The sequence below is a fragment of the Pseudobutyrivibrio sp. ACV-2 genome, from assembly GCF_900107545.1.
In the GTDB taxonomy this organism is placed as follows: Bacteria; Bacillota; Clostridia; order Lachnospirales; family Lachnospiraceae; genus Pseudobutyrivibrio.
Genome location: NZ_FNQZ01000001.1, coordinates 279022 through 299062, shown reverse-complemented (window position 1 = coordinate 299062; position 20041 = coordinate 279022). Strand labels below are relative to the sequence as shown.

17 protein-coding genes are annotated in these 20041 nt (G+C 37.7%); 16 read left to right on the top strand and 1 reads right to left on the bottom strand.

Annotation, left to right across the window (positions count from 1 at the left end; genetic code table 11):
- Positions 1-24: 24 nt before the first annotated feature.
- The 8 genes from fliK (at position 25) to BLV53_RS01345 (ending at position 8924) form a co-directional block, all read left to right on the top strand.
- On the top strand, positions 25-1935 hold the full coding sequence (fliK, locus tag BLV53_RS01380; RefSeq protein WP_090296051.1) for a flagellar hook-length control protein FliK: 1911 nt from the start codon (positions 25-27) through the stop codon (positions 1933-1935).
- The gene (locus tag BLV53_RS01375; RefSeq protein ID WP_090296048.1) at positions 1936-2226 is read left to right on the top strand and encodes an EscU/YscU/HrcU family type III secretion system export apparatus switch protein; all 291 of its coding nucleotides are present in this window, start codon (positions 1936-1938) and stop codon (positions 2224-2226) included.
- A gap of 4 nt (positions 2227-2230) precedes the next feature.
- Complete coding sequence (locus BLV53_RS01370; protein WP_090296045.1) at positions 2231-2590, top strand: YraN family protein; 360 nt, start codon at positions 2231-2233, stop codon at positions 2588-2590.
- Positions 2584-3903: a DUF512 domain-containing protein gene (locus BLV53_RS01365; protein ID WP_090296043.1), complete on the top strand. Its 1320-nt coding sequence runs from the start codon at positions 2584-2586 to the stop codon at positions 3901-3903. Before BLV53_RS01370 ends, BLV53_RS01365 begins: the two co-directional genes overlap by 7 nt.
- A gap of 165 nt (positions 3904-4068) precedes the next feature.
- Complete coding sequence (gene der / locus BLV53_RS01360; protein ID WP_090296040.1) at positions 4069-5394, top strand: ribosome biogenesis GTPase Der; 1326 nt, start codon at positions 4069-4071, stop codon at positions 5392-5394.
- Entirely contained in the window at positions 5394-6050 is a 657-nt protein-coding gene (plsY, locus tag BLV53_RS01355) for a glycerol-3-phosphate 1-O-acyltransferase PlsY (protein ID WP_242879017.1), read from the top strand. The genes der and plsY overlap by 1 nt, the downstream gene beginning before the upstream one ends.
- A 206-nt stretch (positions 6051-6256) precedes the next feature.
- Entirely contained in the window at positions 6257-7264 is a 1008-nt protein-coding gene (locus tag BLV53_RS01350) for an NAD(P)H-dependent glycerol-3-phosphate dehydrogenase (protein WP_090296038.1), read from the top strand.
- A 58-nt stretch (positions 7265-7322) separates the two neighbouring features.
- Positions 7323-8924, top strand: a complete 1602-nt coding sequence (locus BLV53_RS01345) for a spermidine synthase (RefSeq protein ID WP_170830723.1) — start codon at positions 7323-7325, stop codon at positions 8922-8924.
- Here BLV53_RS01345 and BLV53_RS01340 read toward each other — a convergent pair whose 3' ends face one another.
- Complete coding sequence (locus BLV53_RS01340) at positions 8925-10007, bottom strand: metallophosphoesterase (RefSeq protein WP_090296031.1); 1083 nt, start codon at positions 10005-10007, stop codon at positions 8925-8927. It abuts the gene before it with no gap.
- Positions 10008-10155: 148 nt separating this feature from the next.
- Between BLV53_RS01340 and BLV53_RS01335 the strand changes: the two genes are divergently transcribed.
- The 8 genes from BLV53_RS01335 to BLV53_RS01300 all read left to right on the top strand — a co-directional run bounded on the left by BLV53_RS01335 (position 10156) and on the right by BLV53_RS01300 (position 20038).
- Positions 10156-10980 carry an MBL fold metallo-hydrolase gene (locus tag BLV53_RS01335; RefSeq protein ID WP_090296029.1) on the top strand — a complete coding sequence of 275 codons (825 nt, stop codon included), beginning with the start codon at positions 10156-10158 and terminating at the stop codon, positions 10978-10980.
- Positions 10981-11386: 406 nt separating this feature from the next.
- On the top strand, positions 11387-13510 hold the full coding sequence (gene nrdD, locus BLV53_RS01330; protein WP_090296026.1) for an anaerobic ribonucleoside-triphosphate reductase: 2124 nt from the start codon (positions 11387-11389) through the stop codon (positions 13508-13510).
- Between the two features lie 23 nt (positions 13511-13533).
- On the top strand, positions 13534-14025 hold the full coding sequence (gene nrdG / locus BLV53_RS01325) for an anaerobic ribonucleoside-triphosphate reductase activating protein (protein ID WP_090296023.1): 492 nt from the start codon (positions 13534-13536) through the stop codon (positions 14023-14025).
- 22 nt (positions 14026-14047) lie between these two features.
- On the top strand, positions 14048-14485 hold the full coding sequence (gene dut / locus BLV53_RS01320; RefSeq protein WP_090296021.1) for a dUTP diphosphatase: 438 nt from the start codon (positions 14048-14050) through the stop codon (positions 14483-14485).
- A gap of 99 nt (positions 14486-14584) precedes the next feature.
- Positions 14585-16510 (top strand): DNA gyrase/topoisomerase IV subunit B, encoded by a 1926-nt coding sequence (locus BLV53_RS01315; RefSeq protein ID WP_090296017.1) that lies wholly within the window; start codon positions 14585-14587, stop codon positions 16508-16510.
- A 15-nt stretch (positions 16511-16525) separates the two neighbouring features.
- Entirely contained in the window at positions 16526-18766 is a 2241-nt protein-coding gene (locus BLV53_RS01310; RefSeq protein ID WP_090296013.1) for a DNA gyrase/topoisomerase IV subunit A, read from the top strand.
- Positions 18763-19416 (top strand): HAD hydrolase-like protein, encoded by a 654-nt coding sequence (locus tag BLV53_RS01305; RefSeq protein WP_090296010.1) that lies wholly within the window; start codon positions 18763-18765, stop codon positions 19414-19416. The genes BLV53_RS01310 and BLV53_RS01305 overlap by 4 nt, the downstream gene beginning before the upstream one ends.
- A complete protein-coding gene (locus BLV53_RS01300; protein WP_090296009.1) occupies positions 19403-20038 on the top strand; it encodes a CPBP family intramembrane glutamic endopeptidase in 636 nt (211 codons plus the stop codon). Before BLV53_RS01305 ends, BLV53_RS01300 begins: the two co-directional genes overlap by 14 nt.
- Positions 20039-20041: the final 3 nt, after the last annotated feature.

Sequence of the window (20041 nt, the reverse complement as noted above, 5' to 3'; positions counted from 1 at the left end):
TCGGCGCTATTGCTGGGGTGAGTTATGAACATTAATACAGGACTGAATCCATACAATAGTAATTTTATCAATAATGTGGCTGACAGAGGCAAGCTTAGCCAGAGTCAATCATTAACTGGTTCGCCTACAGATACTCTCAAGGAAGGTGATGTATTTGAAGGCTCTGTTAATTCTGTGGAAAATGGGAAAGTGACCATCGGTCTTGCAAATGGTCAGACAATGACTGCACGACTTGATTCCGGAGTTAGTCTTGTTCCAGGTCAGTCTATATTTTTTGAGGTTAAAAGTAATGATGGAATCCTGGTTCAGATTCGTCCAGTAAATCTTAATGGGTTAGAAGCTAATCCAACCCTTCTAAAAGCTCTAGATATGGCCAATATTTCTGCCAATGAGCGTACCATCAACATGGTCAATTCCATGATGCAAAATTCTATGTCAATTAATCCAGAAAATCTTGCAAGTATGCATAGAGTAATGCTTAATAATCCAGAGGTTGATGTACAGACCATAGTGACAATGGCTAAGCATGGTCTTGAAATTACCCCTGATAATGTTGCTGCATTTCAAAATTATGCCAATGATAAAGCAGTGATTATTGACAATTTTAATACTATTTCAGATATGCTACCTAAGCTTATGTCGTCTGATGAGCTGTCAGCTTCTGATGTTATTAATTTAAATAGTAATCTCAAGGCTATTTTTATAGATGTAAATCCAGAGAATGCTGTTCAGCGAGCTATTGATGGAATGGCATCTTCAGAACAATTATCAGATGGTAATATAGTTGAAAAAGAAATAATATCTGCAGAAAGCAAAATCCAAGGTAATCCAGAAGGTGCAGCCAAAGCAAATAATCAGGATTTGCAGAATACAGCTGCTGCATCTCAAGATATTTCTAAAGAAGGACTTGATATACTGAATCCTGATCCTAATAAAGCGGTAGTCTCAGGGAAATCAGAAGCAAATGCTTTAGTAGATGCTAATTCTTCAAATACTTTAAATGGTACTGATGAAATTCAAGATCAGACAAATCAACAGATTGCTAAAGAGGCCGCTAATACAAACGATGCTGGAAAACAAGTGCTTAATGCATTTGCAAGCGAAAAACAAATTACATCATTTAATACCCTGTTGAATAACCTTCCAGACTTTCCAAAGACTAACATGGAAATATTTGGGGAGAATGGAGCTTTAAAAGCAGATGCAAATATAAAAGAAGTTTTTAGAGAAATCACCGAATACTTTGAAAACCATTCTGATATTCCAAAAGAGACATTAAATGATATAATAAAGACTCCTTTGTACAAAGGACTTCTTAAAAATCTTATAGCGGATAGCTTTTCAATGGAGCCAAAGGATATTACTAAGCCTGGTGAAATTTCAAAGCTATATGAAAGAGTTCTTAAACAAACAGAAGCCTTGGAACGATTGATTTCCAATTTTAATGATAAGGCAGCTGATGCTATTAAAAATCAAGCCAATGAAATTAAGCAGAATATAAATTTTATGAATTCTGCAAACGATATTTACAATTTTGTTCAAATACCGCTAAAAATGTATAACCAAAATACAGATAGTATGCTTTATGTTCGTCAGAATAAAAAAGGGAGCTATGAGGCGGGAGAGGAAATTACTGCTTTTCTGCACTTTGATATGGAATATCTTGGACCTACAGATGTTTTTATTACACTCAAAGAAATGAAAGTGGGTTGCAAGTGGAATTTAGCTAACGAGTCATCCCTAAAGATAATTGAGGATAATATAGATATTCTAACAGAGCGTTTAAATGAAAAAGGTTTTACAGTGAATTCACAAATGACTTGTGGAGAGCCAAAGACCGATTTTGTGGAAGATTTTTTAGGGGCTGCACCTATGGAGCCTGCCAAAACTACTGATGGATTGGTTCACAGATACAGCTTTGATATGAGGGCATAGATGGCTGAGGAAAAGAAGGTCGATAAAAATAAAACAGCGGTAGCACTTTCCTATGAAGCAGGTGATGCTGCGCCTAAAATCCTGGCAACAGGCAAAGGCTACGTGGCGGAGCAGATTATAGAGGAAGCTAAAAAAGCCGATGTACCATTTTATCAGGATAATGAACTAGCAGAGACTCTTAGTAAGCTTGATATAGGAGATGCCATTCCACCAGAACTGTACCAAGTTGTTGCAGAGATTTTAGTGTTTGTTAATGATATGGAAAAACTTAAATCAAAGCTTGGAAAGTAAGTTTATGAATAATAGAAAACAAGGAAATGATTTTGAAGGCTTGGCAGCAGATTATCTAAAGCGTCAGGGATATGATATTATTCAACAAAATTTTTACTGCAAGATGGGTGAAATCGATATTGTTGCAAAAGATGAAAGCTTCTTGGTTTTTGTGGAGGTAAAATATCGACGAACAAAATCTAAGGGAAGCGCAGTAGAGGCTGTTAATTTTAATAAAATGAGAAAGATATGTAGATGCGCCGATGTCTGGCTTATGCAGCATAAAAGCCCTTCGGATGTATCTGTAAGATTTGATGTTGTTGCAATAGAGGAAGGACATTTATCGCATTTTAAAAATGCGTTTGAGTATATACCAATATGTTAAATTCTAGTCATAAAATTGGAACTATCACACCGGGAAGCCCTGCAGAAAAAGCAGGTCTTGTACCAGGAGATATTATTACAAAAATTAATAACGTGGAGCTTGTAGATATTTTTGATTATCACTATTACAGTGATGATGCCAATATTACAGTTGAGCTTCTTCATGAGGATGGTACCACTACAGAGACTTTAGTTGAGAAGGAAGAAGGAGAGGATTTAGGAGTTATTTTCTGTAATGGTCTTATGGACGATTACAAATCCTGCTCTAACAAGTGTGCCTTTTGCTTTATTGATCAGATGCCTCCAGGTATGAGAGAAACTCTTTACTTCAAGGATGACGACACACGTCTTTCATTCTTACAGGGGAATTATGTTACTCTTACAAACATGAAGATGGCAGATTTGGATCGTATAATTGCTTATAAGCTTGGACCTATTAATATTTCTGTGCATGCCACAAATCCAGAGCTTAGAGTAAAGCTTTTACACAATCGCTTTGCTGGTGACATTTTAGAGAAAATCCGAAAGCTCTATGAGGCAGAAATTCCTATGAACGCCCAGGTTGTTTCCTGTCCAGGGCTCAATGATGGAGCGGAACTTGACAGGACAATAGGAGATTTACTACAGTTTGCACCTGTAATGAGTTCTATGTCTGTAGTTCCTGTGGGTGTCACAAAATTTAGAGATGGTTTATATCCGCTTAGGACATATACCGCCGAAGAAGCCGGAAAAGTTATAGATCAAATCGAGCGTTGGCAGCAGGTTGCCATGGAAAAAATAGGTAACCACTTCGTTCAGGCTTCTGACGAATGGTATATTTTGGCCGGACGACCACTTCCTGAAGCAGATCGTTATGATGGTTTTATTCAGTTAGAAAATGGCGTGGGAATGCTTCGACTTCTTCATGAAGAGGTTTTAGATGCTCTTGAAGATATCAAAAAGCCTTTGTTTATGAAGAAACGCAAGGTGACTATTGCAACTGGTAAGCTTGCAGCACCATTCATGAAAAAGCTTGCAGATATTATAACTGAAAAGTTCAACAAGGTAACGGTTGAGGTTATTCCTATCGTAAATAATTTCTTCGGTGAAGAAATAACAGTATCAGGTCTGATTACAGGACAGGATTTGATTGAACAGCTTAAGGATAAAGATTTAGGTGATAATCTATTATTATCCTGCACAATGCTTAGGGCTCAAGAGGAGGTATTCCTTGATGACATCACTCTTTCAGAGCTTAAGTCAACTTTACAAGTAAAAGTGCGTATAGTACAATCAGACGGGCATGACTTCGTACATGCGATAATAGGACGTTAGAACTATTTAGTATCTGTCGATATAAATTAATTGTGGCGGAAATCTAGTTAACAATCTAATATGACTCTCAAACGAAGCATTCTAAGCTGAGAGGAGAGTCATATTAGATTGTTAATGTAAGATTTCCTCAAAACCTAAAATATAAAAATAGAAATGAGGTAAAATATGTCAAGACCAGTTGTGGCCATTGTAGGTCGCCCAAACGTTGGAAAATCTACGCTTTTTAATGCACTTGCAGGAGAGCGTATTTCAATTGTAAAAGATACACCAGGTGTAACAAGAGATAGAATTTATGCTGATATCAGTTGGCTAAACTATGATTTTACTATGATTGATACAGGTGGTATCGAGCCAGATTCAAAGGATATAATTCTTTCCCAGATGCGTGAACAGGCTCAGATAGCTATCGATACTGCAGATGTAATTATTTTCCTTGTGGATGTTAAGCAGGGCTTACAGGATAGTGATTCAAAGGTTGCAGATATGCTTCGCCGTAGCCACAAGCCAGTTATTCTTGTTGTAAACAAGGTGGATAGCTTTGAGCGTGATATGGCAGATGTGTATGAGTTCTACAATCTTGGAATTGGTGATCCTATCGCTATTTCAGCCAGCTCCCGTTTAGGATTTGGTGATATGCTTGATGTTGTAGTCAGCCATTTCCCTGAGCCAACAGGAGAGGAAGAGGAAGATGATACTCCAAAAATTGCGGTTATTGGAAAGCCAAATGTTGGAAAGTCATCTCTAATCAATAAGCTGTGTGGCGAGGAGCGTGTAATTGTATCTGATATCGCTGGTACTACACGTGATGCTGTAGATACAAGAGTTCGTTATAATCACAAGGATTATATCTTTATCGATACAGCTGGACTTCGTCGTAAGAGCAAAATTAAAGAAGACCTTGAGCGTTATTCTATTGTCAGAGCGGTTGCATCTGTTGAAAAGGCTGATGTAGTTATCATTATGATTGATGCTACAGAAGGTGTTACGGAGCAGGATGCCAAAATCGCTGGTATTGCTCATGAACGTGGAAAGGGTATAATTATTTGTGTAAACAAATGGGATGCCATTGAAAAAAATGATAAGACTATGAAGGAACACGAGACAAAGATTCGCCAGATTCTTTCATTTATGCCGTATGCTTCAATTTTGTTCATTTCAGTAAAAAGTGGACAGCGTCTCGGTAAGATTTATGAGACCATCGATGCCGTTATTGAGAATAATTCAATGCGTATTGCAACAGGTGTCCTTAATGAAATCGTCACAGAAGCAGTTGCACTTCAGCAACCACCTACAGACAAAGGTAAGAGACTTAAGATTTTCTATACCACACAGGTAGCAGTTAAGCCACCTACATTCGTTATATTTGTAAATGAGAAATACTTGATGCATTTCTCATATGTAAGATACCTTGAGAACCGAATCAGAGATGCGTTTGGCTTCGAAGGAACATCTCTGAAATTTATAATTAGAGAGAGGAAGGAAAACGAATAATGATTATTGGGAGAATTATTGCTGTATTAATTGGTTATTGCTTTGGCATGGTTTTGATGGGGTATTTAATCGGAAAGTCAAAGCATATTGATTTAACAAAGGTAGGCAGCGGTAATGTGGGTTCTACAAATACTATGCGCAACCTTGGTGTTACAGCAGGTCTTATTACCTTGCTTTGGGATTGTTTTAAGTGTGTCGTTGCATGCTTTTTTGTATGGCTTACATACCATAGATTTGTAGATAGCGTTTATATTTATATGGTATATGCAGGCCTTGGAACTGTATTAGGACATGATTTTCCATGCTATATGCATTTTAAAGGTGGCAAAGGTGTTGCATCAACTCTCGGATTTATTATTGCATTATTTCCAATGGGACTTCCAATACCAGCATGCGTTTTCATTGCTCTCGTAGCTTTAACACGTTACGTATCACTGGGTTCTATTATTGGATGTCTTTCATTTGCAATTGAAATGCTAGTTGGCGCTCACTATGGCTTACTTGATGCAAAATACACAAGCTCAGAGCAAATCGAAGTTTTAGTTATTTGCTGTTTCGTAGCAGCTTTAGCAATCGTATTACACCACGCAAACATCAAGCGCCTCTTAAACGGAAACGAGAACAAATTCTCCTTCCACCCAGAGACCCGCGCGTAATGCGTATGTGAACGACTTTAAAATCGATTTCGAATGCGTACCGCCCCAAATACCTTTTACTTGGGGCGTTAGATAAACTAAGCTAGTAGTATACAATGGATAGGACCCTTTTTTGAGAGTATAGCGAAAGCGATGAGAAAAAGGGTCCTATCTATTGTATGCGTAACTAGCGCAAACTTTATACAACCCAGGAGCGTACAAAAATAATGGCAAGAATAAGTGTATTTGGAGCAGGAAGTTGGGGCATCGCCTTGGCTGTAATGCTTAATAAAAATGGTCACGAAGTAAAAGTATGGTCCCACAGACAATCCCAGGTGGACCAGATGAATGACACTCATACCTCAGATAAGATAAAGGGTGTTAAGCTTCCAGATTCAATGATTTTTACAGCAGATATTGAAGATGCTGCAAGAACAGCTGACGTAGTTCTCATGGCAGTTCCTTCAAAAGCCACAAGAGAAACTGCTGAAAAAATCAAGGATTTCGTAAATGACAATCAGATTTTTATTACAGTGACAAAGGGCATCGAGGAAGAGACTCTTTTCACACAGACAGAGATTTTAGAAGACGTACTTGGCTCTACAAAAAAGATTTGCGTTCTTTCAGGACCAAGCCATGCTGAGGAGGTTGTTGTATTTAAGCCAACACTTGTTGTTGCCGGTTCAACAGATCGTCAGACTTCTTTGTTTGTTCAGAATCTATTCATGAACAAATATTTTAGAGTATATTCTTCCCCAGATGTAAAGGGAATAGAGGTAGGTGCAGCTCTTAAAAATGTTATTGCCCTTGCAGCTGGTATGTCAGATGGCTTGGGCTTTGGTGACAATGCTAAGGCTGCGCTTATTACTCGTGGTATAAAAGAGATTTCTGCTCTTGCAGTAGCTATGGGTGGACAGGCAGAAACTCTTGCAGGTCTTACTGGTGTAGGGGACCTTATTGTTACATGCTCTTCAATGCATTCTAGAAACCGTATGGCAGGTTTTTATATTGGACAGGGCATGACAAAAGACGAGGCTATGGATAAAGTGGCTATGGTAGTAGAGGGTGTATACTCTGCAAAGGCTGCTAAAAAGCTTGCGGAAAAATATAATATAGAAATGCCAATCGTTGATGTTGTTAATGCGGTGTTGTTTGATGGCTTAGCTGCAAAGGATGCTGTATATGAGCTTATGACACGTTCTAAAAAGGATGAAACAAGCGATTTGGAATGGTAAACAAAAGACTAGCTTTTCGCTAGTCTTTTACTGAATTAACAGAATTTGGAGGGAAATAATGGACAGACCAATATTAAAAAATAAGCTCTATCTTTATTTGACAGAGTTTTTTGCAGGCATGTCGGTGATGGCGGTTGAGCTTGGTGCCAGCAGATTACTGGCTCCATACTTTAGCTCATCACAAATAGTATGGACTATAATCATTGGCACTATAATGATAGATATGGCTCTTGGTAATCTTTACGGTGGGAAAGCAGCGGATAAGGATCCAAATCCGGATAAGCTTTATCTTAGAATTGTAATTGCAGCTATTTGGATTGCAGCAATTCCTGTTGTAGGAAAATATATAATCATAGGTATCTCGGCTTTGCTTATATTTACCGTGAACAATAACTTTCTTGTCCTTGCAGCATTTGTTGCCTGTATGGTCATATTCGTATTTCCATTGTTTTTGCTTGGAACAGTCACACCTTCGTTAGTAAAATTCTCTGTAGATAGCCTAGACGATAGCGGTACTGTTGTAGGAAAGCTTAACGCAAGCAATACAATTGGAAGTATTATAGGTACCTTTGTACCAACATTTATCAGTATACCTGCAGTTGGAACATCTATTTCCTTTTTGATTTTTTCAGGTATATTGCTTGTTCTTTGCATTATATATTTCATTAGCTCAAAGATAAATTTTTCTCAGGCCAAGAGGGTTCCTGTTAGCATAATACTGTTTTTAGTCTGCTGCCTTCTTGGTCATAACAATAGCTTTGCATTTTGGCAGACTAACCTAAATTACGAAGGAGAATCTATTTATAATTATCTGCAGGTAAGTGAAAATCCAGAAAGGGTAATTTTATCTACAAACGTATTATTCGGTGTTCAGTCTATATATCAAAAAGAAAAAGGTCCTACAGGAATGTACTACGATTATGCCATGGCATCTATGTTCATGTCTAAAAACCAGGGACAAAAAAATGTTCTTGTGCTTGGCAATGGAAGTGGTACCTTTGCCACTCAGTCAAAGAGATATTTTGATGATATAGATATAACTGGCGTAGAAATTGACCAAAAGATTACAGATTTGGCTGTAGAATATTTCGAATTGCCTGAGGATGTGCCTGTTGTAACCTATGATGGAAGAGCATACCTTAATGCTTCTGATGAAAAATATGATGTGATAATGGTGGATGCCTATCAGGATATTACCATTCCTTTTCAGATGTCTTCCGTGGAATTTTTCCAATTGGTTGAGGATCATCTGACGGATGATGGCGTGATGGTAGTAAACATGAATATGCGTAGCAACTCACCTGGAAATATTAATGAATATCTTGCAGATACCATAGGAAATGTTTTTCCATATATGCTTACTACAGATGTTCAGGGCTGGTCAAATCGAATTCTTTTTGCCAGCAATAATTCAGATATGAAACAGTGTCTTGAGACCGCAATGGCTAAAGAAACAGATGAAGATATCTATATGATGATGTCAAAGGCATATTCTGGATTGCAGGAATATAAGCCAGGGAACCTTATTATGACTGATGACAAGGCTCCTGTGGAGCTTTTGGGAATGAAAATGATTGATGAAATAATCGTTGATGAGGTGGCATTCTATAAAGATATTTATGAAAGCCAGGGCATAGAAGGACTACTGAAAATGCTTTAATTACCTCATTTCATTTTCAACATTTATTACTACATATTCAGATCGTGTACCAGTTTTAAATTTTAGTGCCCAGTCAGATATACCGGAGGTTACAATAAAATCAGTATTGTTATTTCGTTCATAACCATAGGTGGCATCATTTGCCCCTACCAGAACGCCGATATGTCTGATTGGAATCATTTGGCCACCGTGAGTATGGCCTGAGACTATAAGGTCAGCCTTGGAGGAAGCCTCCGCTTTATAGTCATTTGGCTCATGGTCCATAACAATAATATATTTGCTTGCATTAACATTTGCTAACAGTTCATCTATTGATGCTCTAATGTCTCCATCTACATTTTTATCGCGTCTACCGACAATATAAAAGCTATCATTTATCAATTCATATTCGTCGGCCAGAATATGAACACCATTTTCAAGAAGTGACTTTTCTAAATCTTCAGCTGTAAAATCCCTGTGATTAAAATATCCTTCATCATGATTGCCATATGAGTACCAGATTCCGTATTTTATATTCATTTCACCCAACGCTTTGCAAGCTATCTCCATGTCTGACTTTTTTGTTCCATCATCAACAAAATCCCCAGCCAATAGAAGGATATCCGGATGTTGTTGCTCTATAGTTTTTAAATGACTTACAAATCCATTTCCATCAAAGGTTGTTCCGATATGGGAATCAGCCACTAGTGCAATTTTTAAAGGTTCAATATCTTTTTTAGTACTTAGTGTATAATCTTTTTGTATTACAGAGGCACATAAATAGTAACCTGAACCAAGGTAAAGTATTGATGCTAATATAGCAAGCCAGCCATGCCAGTTAATAGTTTGTGTTAGCTTGAATTTTTTATTTATTAATTTTCCTAAAAGGCCGAATAATACAAAAAAAAGTGATGTGTATATTGCAATAGTAAGGGCATTAATCCATTCCAATGTTATTAGGAAAACTATAAACAAAGTTAGAATTATCAAAAAAGCTACAAATTTATTTTTAATATATTTAAAACGTGCTATTACGTTAACCTGGTAAATAATACCAAGTATTGAAGCGAGTGTAGCACCTAAAAACATTATAAGCCAAATCATAAAAACTCCTTTAAAGCTTAAACTTATGGATTATCTTACTAGGAAAATGTGTTTATTCTTTATGATTTTAATTAAAGATTTGCAATTTCTGAAAGAATTAATACACTTATATTTATAATTGAGTAATCAAGGGGGATAGGGAAAAATTATGAAAGGGAAAGTTACTGTAATTGTTGATAATATCTCAAATGAGCTTCTTAATCTTACAGGGGAATGGGGGCTTTGCCTTTTAATTGAATATGGAGATAAAAAGCTTCTTCTTGATACAGGTGGCTCCAATTTATATCTGAATAATCTTAAAGGATTGGGATTTGATGTGTCACAAATTGATTATGGCATCTTAAGCCACGCCCACTATGATCATGGAAACGGAATACCAGGATTTTTTGAAAATAATAATAGAGCTAAATTTTACTTAAGGGATGGCGCAGTAGACAAGTGCTATCATAAGAAAAAGTATTTTAAAAAGTATATTGGACTTCCTAAAAATCTATTAAAAAAATATCCTGATAGAATTGAGCTTATATCAGGTGATTATAAGCTTTTTGATGGGGCTTATCTTATTCCTCATAAGACATCAGGTTTAGATGCAAATGGAATCAGAGAAAAAATGTATGTGAAAAGAAATCATAGATTCTATCCGGATAGCTTTTCCCACGAGCAAAGCCTGGTACTTGATACAGATAATGGACTTGTTATATTTAATTCCTGTTCTCATGGCGGGGTAGAAAACATCATCAACGAAGTGCAGGTAACTTTTCCTGATAAAAGAATTTCAGCATATATAGGTGGGCTTCACTTATTTAACAAAAGTGAAGAAGAGATACTTGCTGTGGCCCAAGCTTTCAGGGATAAAAAAATAGACTACATTTGGACGGGACATTGTACTAAAAACAGGGCCTATAACATTTTGAAAGAGGAGCTTGGTGAAAAAGTTAACCAATTAAACGTTGGTTTACAGTTTAATGTATAACTAAGATTTAGCTTTACTTAATAGAGTTACGAAAAATTGCGCAAAATTTAATAAAAAATTTTTATCCAATAAATAAAAGAGTTACAGCCTTCATAAATGTTATAGAAAAGCATATTGACGCCACAACAGGAGAAATCTTAAATCATCAGGTTATTGATTAATTGAAATATTGAATTTAGGGTCGCAATAGATGCGGCCCTTTTTGATTTATGAGTATTTCATGAAATATGTCTGAATTGTAAAACTTTATTTTGTGGTGCTGACATCTATTGACTACTAGATAGTGTGGTGGTAGTATAATTCTATCAACACAATATCTAGTATTTATTTATTTAATCCAACTAGATATTGACAGAAAATTTAAATTATAAATGTATTTATTCAATAAATTAACCTGGAGGTTTCTATGAAGCGTTTTGTTGTAAAAAAGGACGGTGCACTTGAGCAATTTGATGTGCAAAAGGTTGTAGAGGCTGTTGGAAAGTCTGCAACTAGAGTCCTTGTTAAATTCACTCCTGAGCAGGAGCGATTCATATGTCAATTTGTTGAGGAAAGAGTGGAGGAACTTGGCCTTGAGAAGATTGAGATTGCACAAATGCATAATATTGTTGAGGGTGCTTTGGAACGCGTTAACCCAATGGTGGCAAAATCTTACCGCGACTATCGCAACTATAAGCAGGATTTTGTCCAGATGCTTGATGATGTTTATAAGAAATCTCAGAACATTATGTACATCGGTGATAAGGAGAATTCAAATACAGATTCAGCTTTAGTTTCTACTAAGCGTTCACTGATTTTTAATGAGTTAAACCGTGAGCTTTACAAAAAGTTTTTCCTTACAACTGAAGAAGTTCAGGCTATTCGTGATGGCTATATATACATTCATGATATGAATGCTCGTCGTGATACCATGAACTGCTGCCTTTTTGATGTTAAGACGGTTCTTGAAGGTGGCTTCGAGATGGGAAATATTTTCTACAATGAGCCAAAAAGCCTTGATGTTGCTTTCGATGTTATTGGTGACATTGTTCTTTCTGCTGCCAGCCAGCAGTATGGTGGATTTACAATCCCACAGGCAGATCAGATACTGGAAAAATACGCTAAGAAATCCTTTGATAAATATATGGAAAAATATCTTGAGCTTGGTATTGACGAACAGAAGGCTCATGAGGTTTCTATGAAAGAAGTAGAGCGTGAAATGGAACAGGGCTTCCAGGGCTGGGAGTACAAATTCAACACTGTTGCATCATCACGCGGTGATTATCCATTTATTACAGTAACTATTGGACTTGGTACATCCGTTTTCTCAAAAATGGCATCTAAAGCATGTCTTAAGGTTCGTTCAATCGGGCAAGGCAAGCCAGGCTTTAAAAAGCCAGTGTTGTTCCCAAAGATTGTGTTCCTTTATGATGAAAATCTACATGGACCAGGTGGAGAGCTTGAGGATGTTTTCGAAGCAGGAATCGATTGCTCAAGAAAGACCATGTATCCAGATTGGCTTTCACTTACAGGAGAGGGCTATATCGCAAGCATGTACAAAAAATACGGCAAGGTTATCTCTCCTATGGGATGCAGAGCTTTCCTTTCACCATGGTATGAACGTGGTGGCATGAAGCCTGCAGATGATGAGGATGAGCCAGTATTCATTGGGCGATTCAATATCGGTGCTGTGTCTCTACATCTTCCAATGATTCTTGCTAAGTCACGTCAAGAATCCCGAGATTTCTATGAAGTCCTCGATTATTATCTGGAGATGATTAGAAAGCTTCACATTCGTACATATGCTTATCTTGGAGAGATGCGTGCATCTACCAATCCACTTGCGTATTGTGAAGGTGGTTTTTATGGTGGACACCTTGGATTCCACGACAAAATTAAGCCTTTGCTTAAGGCTGCTACAGCAAGCTTTGGAATTACAGCCTTCAATGAACTTCAGGAGCTTTACAATGGCAAATCACTTGTTGAGGATGGAGAATTTGCACTTGAAGTTCTTAGACATATCAATGACAAGGTTAATCAGTATAAAGAAGAAGACGGCAATCTTTATGCCATCTATGGAACACCTGCTGAGAACCTTTGTGGATTGCAGGTTAAGCAGTTTAGAAACAAATATGGAATCGTAGAAAACGTTTCTGACAGAGAATATGTTTCAAACTCTTTTCACTGTCATGTAACCGAAGATATTACACCAATTGAAAAGCAAGACAAGGAAGGTCGTTTCTGGGAGCTTTCAAATGGCGGAAAGATTCAGTATGTACGTTATCCTATCAACTACAACCGTGATGCGGTAAAGACCCTGGTTCGTCGCGCTATGGAAAAGGGATTTTATGAAGGTGTCAATCTTTCCCTTTCATATTGTGATGATTGCGGTCACGAGGAGCTTGAGATGGATGTATGTCCAGTTTGCGGAAGCAAAAATCTTACAAAAATCGATCGTATGAACGGATATCTTTCATATTCACGTGTAAAGGGAGATACTCGCTTAAACGAGGCTAAGATGGCAGAAATAGCCGATCGTAAATCTATGTAATAAACTGGGAGTATATTGACAACATGAATTATCATAATATTACTAAGGATGACATGTTAAATGGTGATGGTCTCCGTGTGGTACTTTGGGTAGCAGGCTGCGACCATCATTGCAAAGAATGTCAGAATCCCATCACATGGGATCCGGATGGCGGCTTGAAGTTTGATCAGGCAGCCAAAGATGAATTGTTTGAAGTATTGTCTAGAGATTATATTTCAGGAATTACATTTAGTGGGGGGGATCCACTGTATCCTGGAAACCGTGGTGAAGTGACGGCACTTGCCCGGGAAATTAGGGAGAGATTTCCCGGCAAGACCGTCTGGCTCTACACAGGCTTCACTTACGAAGATATTAAATCTCTGGAAATAATGGAATATATAGATGTTTTAGTTGACGGAGAATTTGAAATTGATAAGATAGATTTACAGGCAAAATGGAGAGGAAGTATTAATCAGCGTGTTATAGATGTTCCTCAAACAAGAAACCTTGGACAAATAGTTTTGCATGTAGATTAATTAAGGGAGATTATTTATAAATATGAATATCAATATTACAAAGCTTTCTGATTCTGCGAAGCTTCCTGAACGTGGTTCAGAGTACGCTGCCGGCTATGATTTGTTTGCCGATATCACAGAAGAAGTAAAAATCATGCCACATGAAACAAAAATGATTGGCACAGGCCTTGCAATGGAGATTCCAGTAGGTTATTTTGGCGGCGTGTTCGCTCGCTCAGGACTTTCTGCAAAGGAAGGTCTTAGACCGGCAAATTGTGTCGGTGTAGTTGATTCAGATTACAGGGGAGAAGTTAAAGTAGCACTTCACAATGATGGAGAGGTCGAAAGAATAGTTACACCAGCTGAAAAGATAGCACAGCTTGTGGTTGTACCTTTCCTGTCTGTAGAATTCTCTGAGGTTTCTGAACTTTCAGATACCGCTCGCGGAGAGGGCGGATTTGGTTCCACTGGCAAACACTAAATAACAAATTTTGGCGCCTGGTTTTTCCAGACGCCTTTAGTGCTTTTTATATACTGCTGCAATTGTGGCGGCTTAAATTTTTGAAAGAGAGTAATAATTATGGCAAATAAGGTTACCTATGATGCAAGCAGCATTGCTGTTTTAGAGGGACTTGAGGCGGTAAGAAAACGTCCGGGAATGTATATTGGTTCTACCTCTCGCAAGGGTTTGAACCATCTGATATATGAAATCGTAGACAACTCAGTTGATGAGCACTTAGCCGGAGAATGTGACACTATCTATGTTACATTGGAAAAAGACGGCAGCTGTACTGTTGAAGATAATGGACGTGGTATTCCTGTAGGAATGCATGCAAAGGGTGTTCCTGCTGCACGTCTTGTATTTTCAACACTTCACGCAGGTGGTAAGTTTGATGACAGCGTTTATAAAACATCAGGTGGTCTACATGGTGTAGGTTCATCTGTTGTAAATGCTTTATCTGAATATATGGTGGTAGATATTTCAAGAGAGGGTTATGTTCATCACGACAGATATGAGCGTGGTGTCCCAACCGAAGAACTTGTTGATGGACTGCTTCCAAAGATTTCTAAAACAAACAAGCATGGAACAAAGATTAATTTCCTTCCTGATCCAGAAATATTTGAAAAGACCTATTTCAAAGAAGATGAGGTTAAGTCTCGTCTTCACGAAACTGCCTATTTGAACCCAGGTCTTACAATAAACTATGCTGATTTACGTGGTGAAGAACCAGAGTACAAGACTTATCATGAGCCTGAAGGTATAAAGGGCTTTGTTAAAGAAATCAACAAGTCTGCAGAAACTCTTCACGATGTAGTTTATTTCAGTGGTAAAAGTGATGATGTGGAGCTTGAGGTTGCATTCCAATATTGTAATGAGTTCAAGGAAAATATCCTCGGATTCTGTAACAATATTTACAACTCTGAAGGTGGAACTCACATTACAGGCTTTAAGACTGTCCTTACTACAGTTATCAATAACTATGCCAGAGAACTTGGCATTTTAAAGGACAAAGATGCCAACTTCACTGGAGCAGATGTTAGAAATGGAATTACTGCCATCGTCAGCATTAAGCATCCAGATCCACGTTTTGAAGGTCAGACAAAGACAAAGCTTGATAATCCAGATGCTTCAAAGGCTACACAGAAGGTTTGTCAGGATGAATTTGTCCTTTACTTCGACAGAAACTTAGACACTCTTAAGGCTATTATTTCATGCGCTGAAAAGAGTGCAAAAATCAGAAAATCAGAGGAAAAAGCTAAGACAAATCTTCTTACAAAGCAAAAATTCTCCTTTGATCAAAATGGAAAGCTTGCCAACTGTGAGTCAAGAGATTCAAGCAAGTGCGAAATCTTTATCGTAGAGGGAGATTCCGCTGGTGGTTCTGCTAAAAAGGCCCGTAATAGAATGTACCAGGCTATTATGCCTATTCGAGGAAAAATCCTTAATGTTGAAAAGGCATCTATGGACAAAGTCCTTGCAAATGCGGAAATTAAAACACTTATCAATGCTTTTGGCTGCGGTTTTTCAGAGGGATATGGTAACGATTTTGATATTGCGAAGCTTCGTTACGATAAAATCGTTATTATGGCCGATGCCGACGTTGATGGTGCACATATCAGTACATTACTTCTGACATTCTTCTACAGATTTATGCCAGAATTAATCCGTGAAGGTCATGTTTATATAGCAATGCCTCCTTTATATAAGGCTATTCCTACAAAGGGTGAAGAGGAATATTTGTATGATGATGTTGCTTTGGATAAATATCGCAAGAAGATGAATGGAAAGACCTTTACACTTCAGCGATACAAGGGTCTTGGTGAAATGGATGCCGAACAGCTTTGGGAGACAACACTCGATCCAGAAAGAAGAAAGTTGAAGCTCGTTGAGATTGAAGATGCCCTTATGGCATCAGAAGTGACAGAGCTTTTGATGGGTTCTGATGTTGCCCCAAGAAAAGAATTCATTTACAAGCATGCTAAAGAAGCAGAGATTGATGCGTAGGAAAGGTTGAAATAAATGTCCCAAGAAATAATTAGAACAGAATATTCTGAGATAATGCAGAAATCCTTCATAGACTATTCTATGTCTGTTATCCTTGCTCGTGCGGTTCCAGATGTAAGAGATGGTCTTAAGCCAGTACAGCGTCGTACTCTATACGATATGTATGAGCTGAAGGTAGATTATAATAAACCATATAAAAAGAGTGCCCGTATTGTAGGTGATACAATGGGTAAATATCATCCACATGGTGATAGTTCAATCTATGAATCCCTGGTTGTAATGAGCCAGGACTTCAAAAAGAGTCTTCCACTTGTAGATGGTCATGGTAATTTTGGTTCTATCGAGGGTGATGGAGCCGCTGCTATGCGATACACAGAGGCTCGTTTAGCAAAGGTTGCCCAGGAGGTTTATCTTGGAGACCTTGATAAAAACGTAGTAGATTTTGTACCAAACTATGATGAGACTGAAAAAGAGCCAGAGGTTCTTCCGGTTCGCGTGCCAAACATTCTAATTAATGGTTCAGATGGTATTGCCGTAGGTATGGTTACATCAATTCCTCAGCATAATTTAGGGGAAGTCATTGATGGAGTTATAGCCTACATGAAGGATCCGGACATTAACACGGTGCAGATGTTAAATATCATCCCTGGTCCTGATTTTCCAACAGGTGGAATCGTAACAAACAAGGATGATTTGCTTGAAATATATTCTACTGGTGTAGGCAAAATCAAAATTCGTGGTAAGGCCGAAATTGAAAAGATTAAAGGTGGTAAGGAACAAATAGTAATTACAGAAATTCCTTATCCGATGATTGGTGCAAATATCGGTAAATTCCTCAATGATATCTATTCTCTTGTTGAGTCTAAAAAAACTAACGATATCACTGATATTTCTAATCAGTCAAAGGGCGAACAGATGAGAATAGTTATAGAGCTAAGAAAGGGCGCAGATGCTCAGAATGTCCTTAACTTGCTCTACAAAAAGACCCGTCTTGAGGATACCTTTGGTGTAAATATGCTTGCTGTAGCTGATGGAAAGCCTGAGACTTTAGGTATTGTTCCAATCATCAGACATCATGTTCAGTTCCAATATGAGCTTTGCACTAGAAAATACACACATCTTTTAGGAAAAGAAGAAGATAAAAAGGAAATCCAGGAAGGTTTAATTAAGGCCTGCGATGTAATTGATTTAATTATCGAAATACTTAGAGGCTCAAAGGATGTAAAGCAGGCCAAGGCTTGCCTTGTAGAGGGCATTACTGAAGGAATCAAGTTTAAATCTGCTAAATCAGAAAAGGATGCCAAAAAGCTTCATTTTACTGACAGACAGGCTCAGGCTATTCTTGACATGCGCTTACATCGTCTGATTGGTTTAGAGATTGAGGCTTTAAAGGGCGAATATCAGGAGACTCTTGATAAGATTGCAAAATATACTAAAATCCTTGGCTCACGCGCTGAAATGGCAAAGGTTATAATCAAAGACCTTCAGTCAATCAAGAAGGAATACGCAAGAGAGCGCCGTACTGTAATCGACAATGTAGAGGAAGCTGTAGTAGAAGAAAAGCCAATCGAAGTAATCGACGTTGCAGTTCTTATTGATAGATTTGCTTATGCACGTGTCATAGATATGCCTACTTACGAACGTAACAAAGAGGCGGCAGAAGCAGAATCAAAGAAGATCGTATTTTGTAAAAACACGGATAAAATATGCTTATTTACCGAAAAAGGTGACATGCATACTATAAAGGTTTTAAGTCTTCCATTTGGTAAATTTAGAGATAAGGGTCAGCCTATCGACACAGCTGAAAAGGGCTCAAAAATTGACCTTACAAAAGAAAATCTTATTCTTGCTGATTCTATGGAACATATTATTAAACAGAAGCTACTCTTTGGAACAAAGCAGGGTATGCTTAAGGTGGTAGATGGTGCGGAATTTGATGTATCAAGAAAGCTCATTGCTGCCACAAAGCTTAATGATGACGATGAGGTTATATGCGTTAAAATATTAAATCCTGATGATACAGTAATTATGCAGTCAGAAAAGGATATGTTCTTAAGAATTGAAGGAAGCACCATTCCAGAGAAAAAGAAGACTGCAGTAGGTGTACGTGGAATCAAACTTGCAAAGGGCGATGTACTTACCAATATCTATGTTTTGGCCGAGGGTGAAACTATGGATGTGAAGGTTAAGGATAAAACTGTTGCAATAAACAGACTTCATGTGGGCGCCCGCGATACAAAGGGAGTTAAGAAATGATAAAAAATGTTTATTTTGATTTAGATGGAACACTTATTGATTCTGCTCCCAGTATTATCACCTGCATTAAACGCACACTCATAGAGTTTGGTTATGAAGTTCCAGAGTATGAAACCTTAAGGAAATGTGTCGGACCTCCATTTACCCATTCATTTCCTAATTATCTTCATATCAAAGATGAAGATTTTCATGCTGCAGTTTCAAGATATCGCGAATTTTACGACAAGGAGAATGGCTGTCTTGAAGCAGAGGTATTTGAAGGTGTGGAAGGGTTGCTTAATGCTTTAGTTAAAAGGGGCTACTGCCTTTTTGTGTGTACTTCAAAGCCTGAACCCACTGCAAGAAAAATACTTGAGCATCTTGGTATAGATAAATATTTCACTGAAATTTGTGGTGCTACATTAGATGCGAAAATAGATACTAAAGCGCAGGTTTTAGAATTATGCTTCAAAAGAGCTCCTTGGCATAAAAAAGAGGAGACAGTTTTGATTGGAGATACCAAATTTGACTGTATTGGAGCAAATACAGTGGGCATTGACTGCATCGGCATTACCTGGGGTTCAGGTACAAGGGATGAATTAACAGAGCATTCAGCATCAGTTATTTTTGATTATCCAGACGAGGTTTTAGACTACATTGAGACAAATTAAGTTTAACAGGATATTTCAAATCCTTTATCCAATGGTGGTATATTTTGTGTTGTATCAGCTTGGAGCAGGTTTATTGATTTATTATTATGGTGATAAATATAGTAGTGCTACCTGTTTTTTGATAGCTGCTGCAATCACAATTATCCCATTAATAGCTATTTATCGAACTGTTCCAAAACTGATTCCTGAACCAATCACAGATAAAAAACAGCTGGCCATGTATTTTATATATGTGGCGGTTGTTGTTTGTGTTGGGATTATGTTTAATGTAATCATCACCAAGAGTGGAATTATTTCTTATTCAGATGGGTTTAGGAGAGCAAGCAGCACTCTAAGCGATGGCACCTTATTATTGAAGATTTTATGTCATGCCATTGCTGCTCCTATAATCGAAGAGCTTATGATGAGAGGAATTGTTTTAGGACAGCTTTGTTTATGGTACGGACCTGTGGTTTCTGTCCTTTTATCATCAATTTTTTTTGGTATTCTTCATGGTAATATAGTACAATTCTTATATGCAGTAATAGTAGGCATAGCCCTAGGGGTTATGTACATTAAAACTAAAAGATTATCACTATGCATGCTAGCTCATGGGCTGCTTAATCTTATAGTGATACTTTAGGAG

Excerpts from the sequence above, each read along its gene's own strand:
- fliK (WP_090296051.1), top strand. The coding sequence starts at position 25 with ATGAACATTAATACAGGACTGAATCCATACAATAGTAATTTTATCAAT.
- BLV53_RS01375 (WP_090296048.1), top strand. The coding sequence starts at position 1,936 with ATGGCTGAGGAAAAGAAGGTCGATAAAAATAAAACAGCGGTAGCACTT.
- BLV53_RS01370 (WP_090296045.1), top strand. The coding sequence starts at position 2,231 with ATGAATAATAGAAAACAAGGAAATGATTTTGAAGGCTTGGCAGCAGAT.
- BLV53_RS01365 (WP_090296043.1), top strand. The coding sequence starts at position 2,584 with ATGTTAAATTCTAGTCATAAAATTGGAACTATCACACCGGGAAGCCCT.
- der (WP_090296040.1), top strand. The coding sequence starts at position 4,069 with ATGTCAAGACCAGTTGTGGCCATTGTAGGTCGCCCAAACGTTGGAAAA.
- plsY (WP_242879017.1), top strand. The coding sequence starts at position 5,394 with ATGATTATTGGGAGAATTATTGCTGTATTAATTGGTTATTGCTTTGGC.
- BLV53_RS01350 (WP_090296038.1), top strand. The coding sequence starts at position 6,257 with ATGGCAAGAATAAGTGTATTTGGAGCAGGAAGTTGGGGCATCGCCTTG.
- BLV53_RS01345 (WP_170830723.1), top strand. The coding sequence starts at position 7,323 with ATGGACAGACCAATATTAAAAAATAAGCTCTATCTTTATTTGACAGAG.
- BLV53_RS01340 (WP_090296031.1), bottom strand. The coding sequence starts at position 10,007 with ATGATTTGGCTTATAATGTTTTTAGGTGCTACACTCGCTTCAATACTT.
- BLV53_RS01335 (WP_090296029.1), top strand. The coding sequence starts at position 10,156 with ATGAAAGGGAAAGTTACTGTAATTGTTGATAATATCTCAAATGAGCTT.
- nrdD (WP_090296026.1), top strand. The coding sequence starts at position 11,387 with ATGAAGCGTTTTGTTGTAAAAAAGGACGGTGCACTTGAGCAATTTGAT.
- nrdG (WP_090296023.1), top strand. The coding sequence starts at position 13,534 with ATGAATTATCATAATATTACTAAGGATGACATGTTAAATGGTGATGGT.
- dut (WP_090296021.1), top strand. The coding sequence starts at position 14,048 with ATGAATATCAATATTACAAAGCTTTCTGATTCTGCGAAGCTTCCTGAA.
- BLV53_RS01315 (WP_090296017.1), top strand. The coding sequence starts at position 14,585 with ATGGCAAATAAGGTTACCTATGATGCAAGCAGCATTGCTGTTTTAGAG.
- BLV53_RS01310 (WP_090296013.1), top strand. The coding sequence starts at position 16,526 with ATGTCCCAAGAAATAATTAGAACAGAATATTCTGAGATAATGCAGAAA.
- BLV53_RS01305 (WP_090296010.1), top strand. The coding sequence starts at position 18,763 with ATGATAAAAAATGTTTATTTTGATTTAGATGGAACACTTATTGATTCT.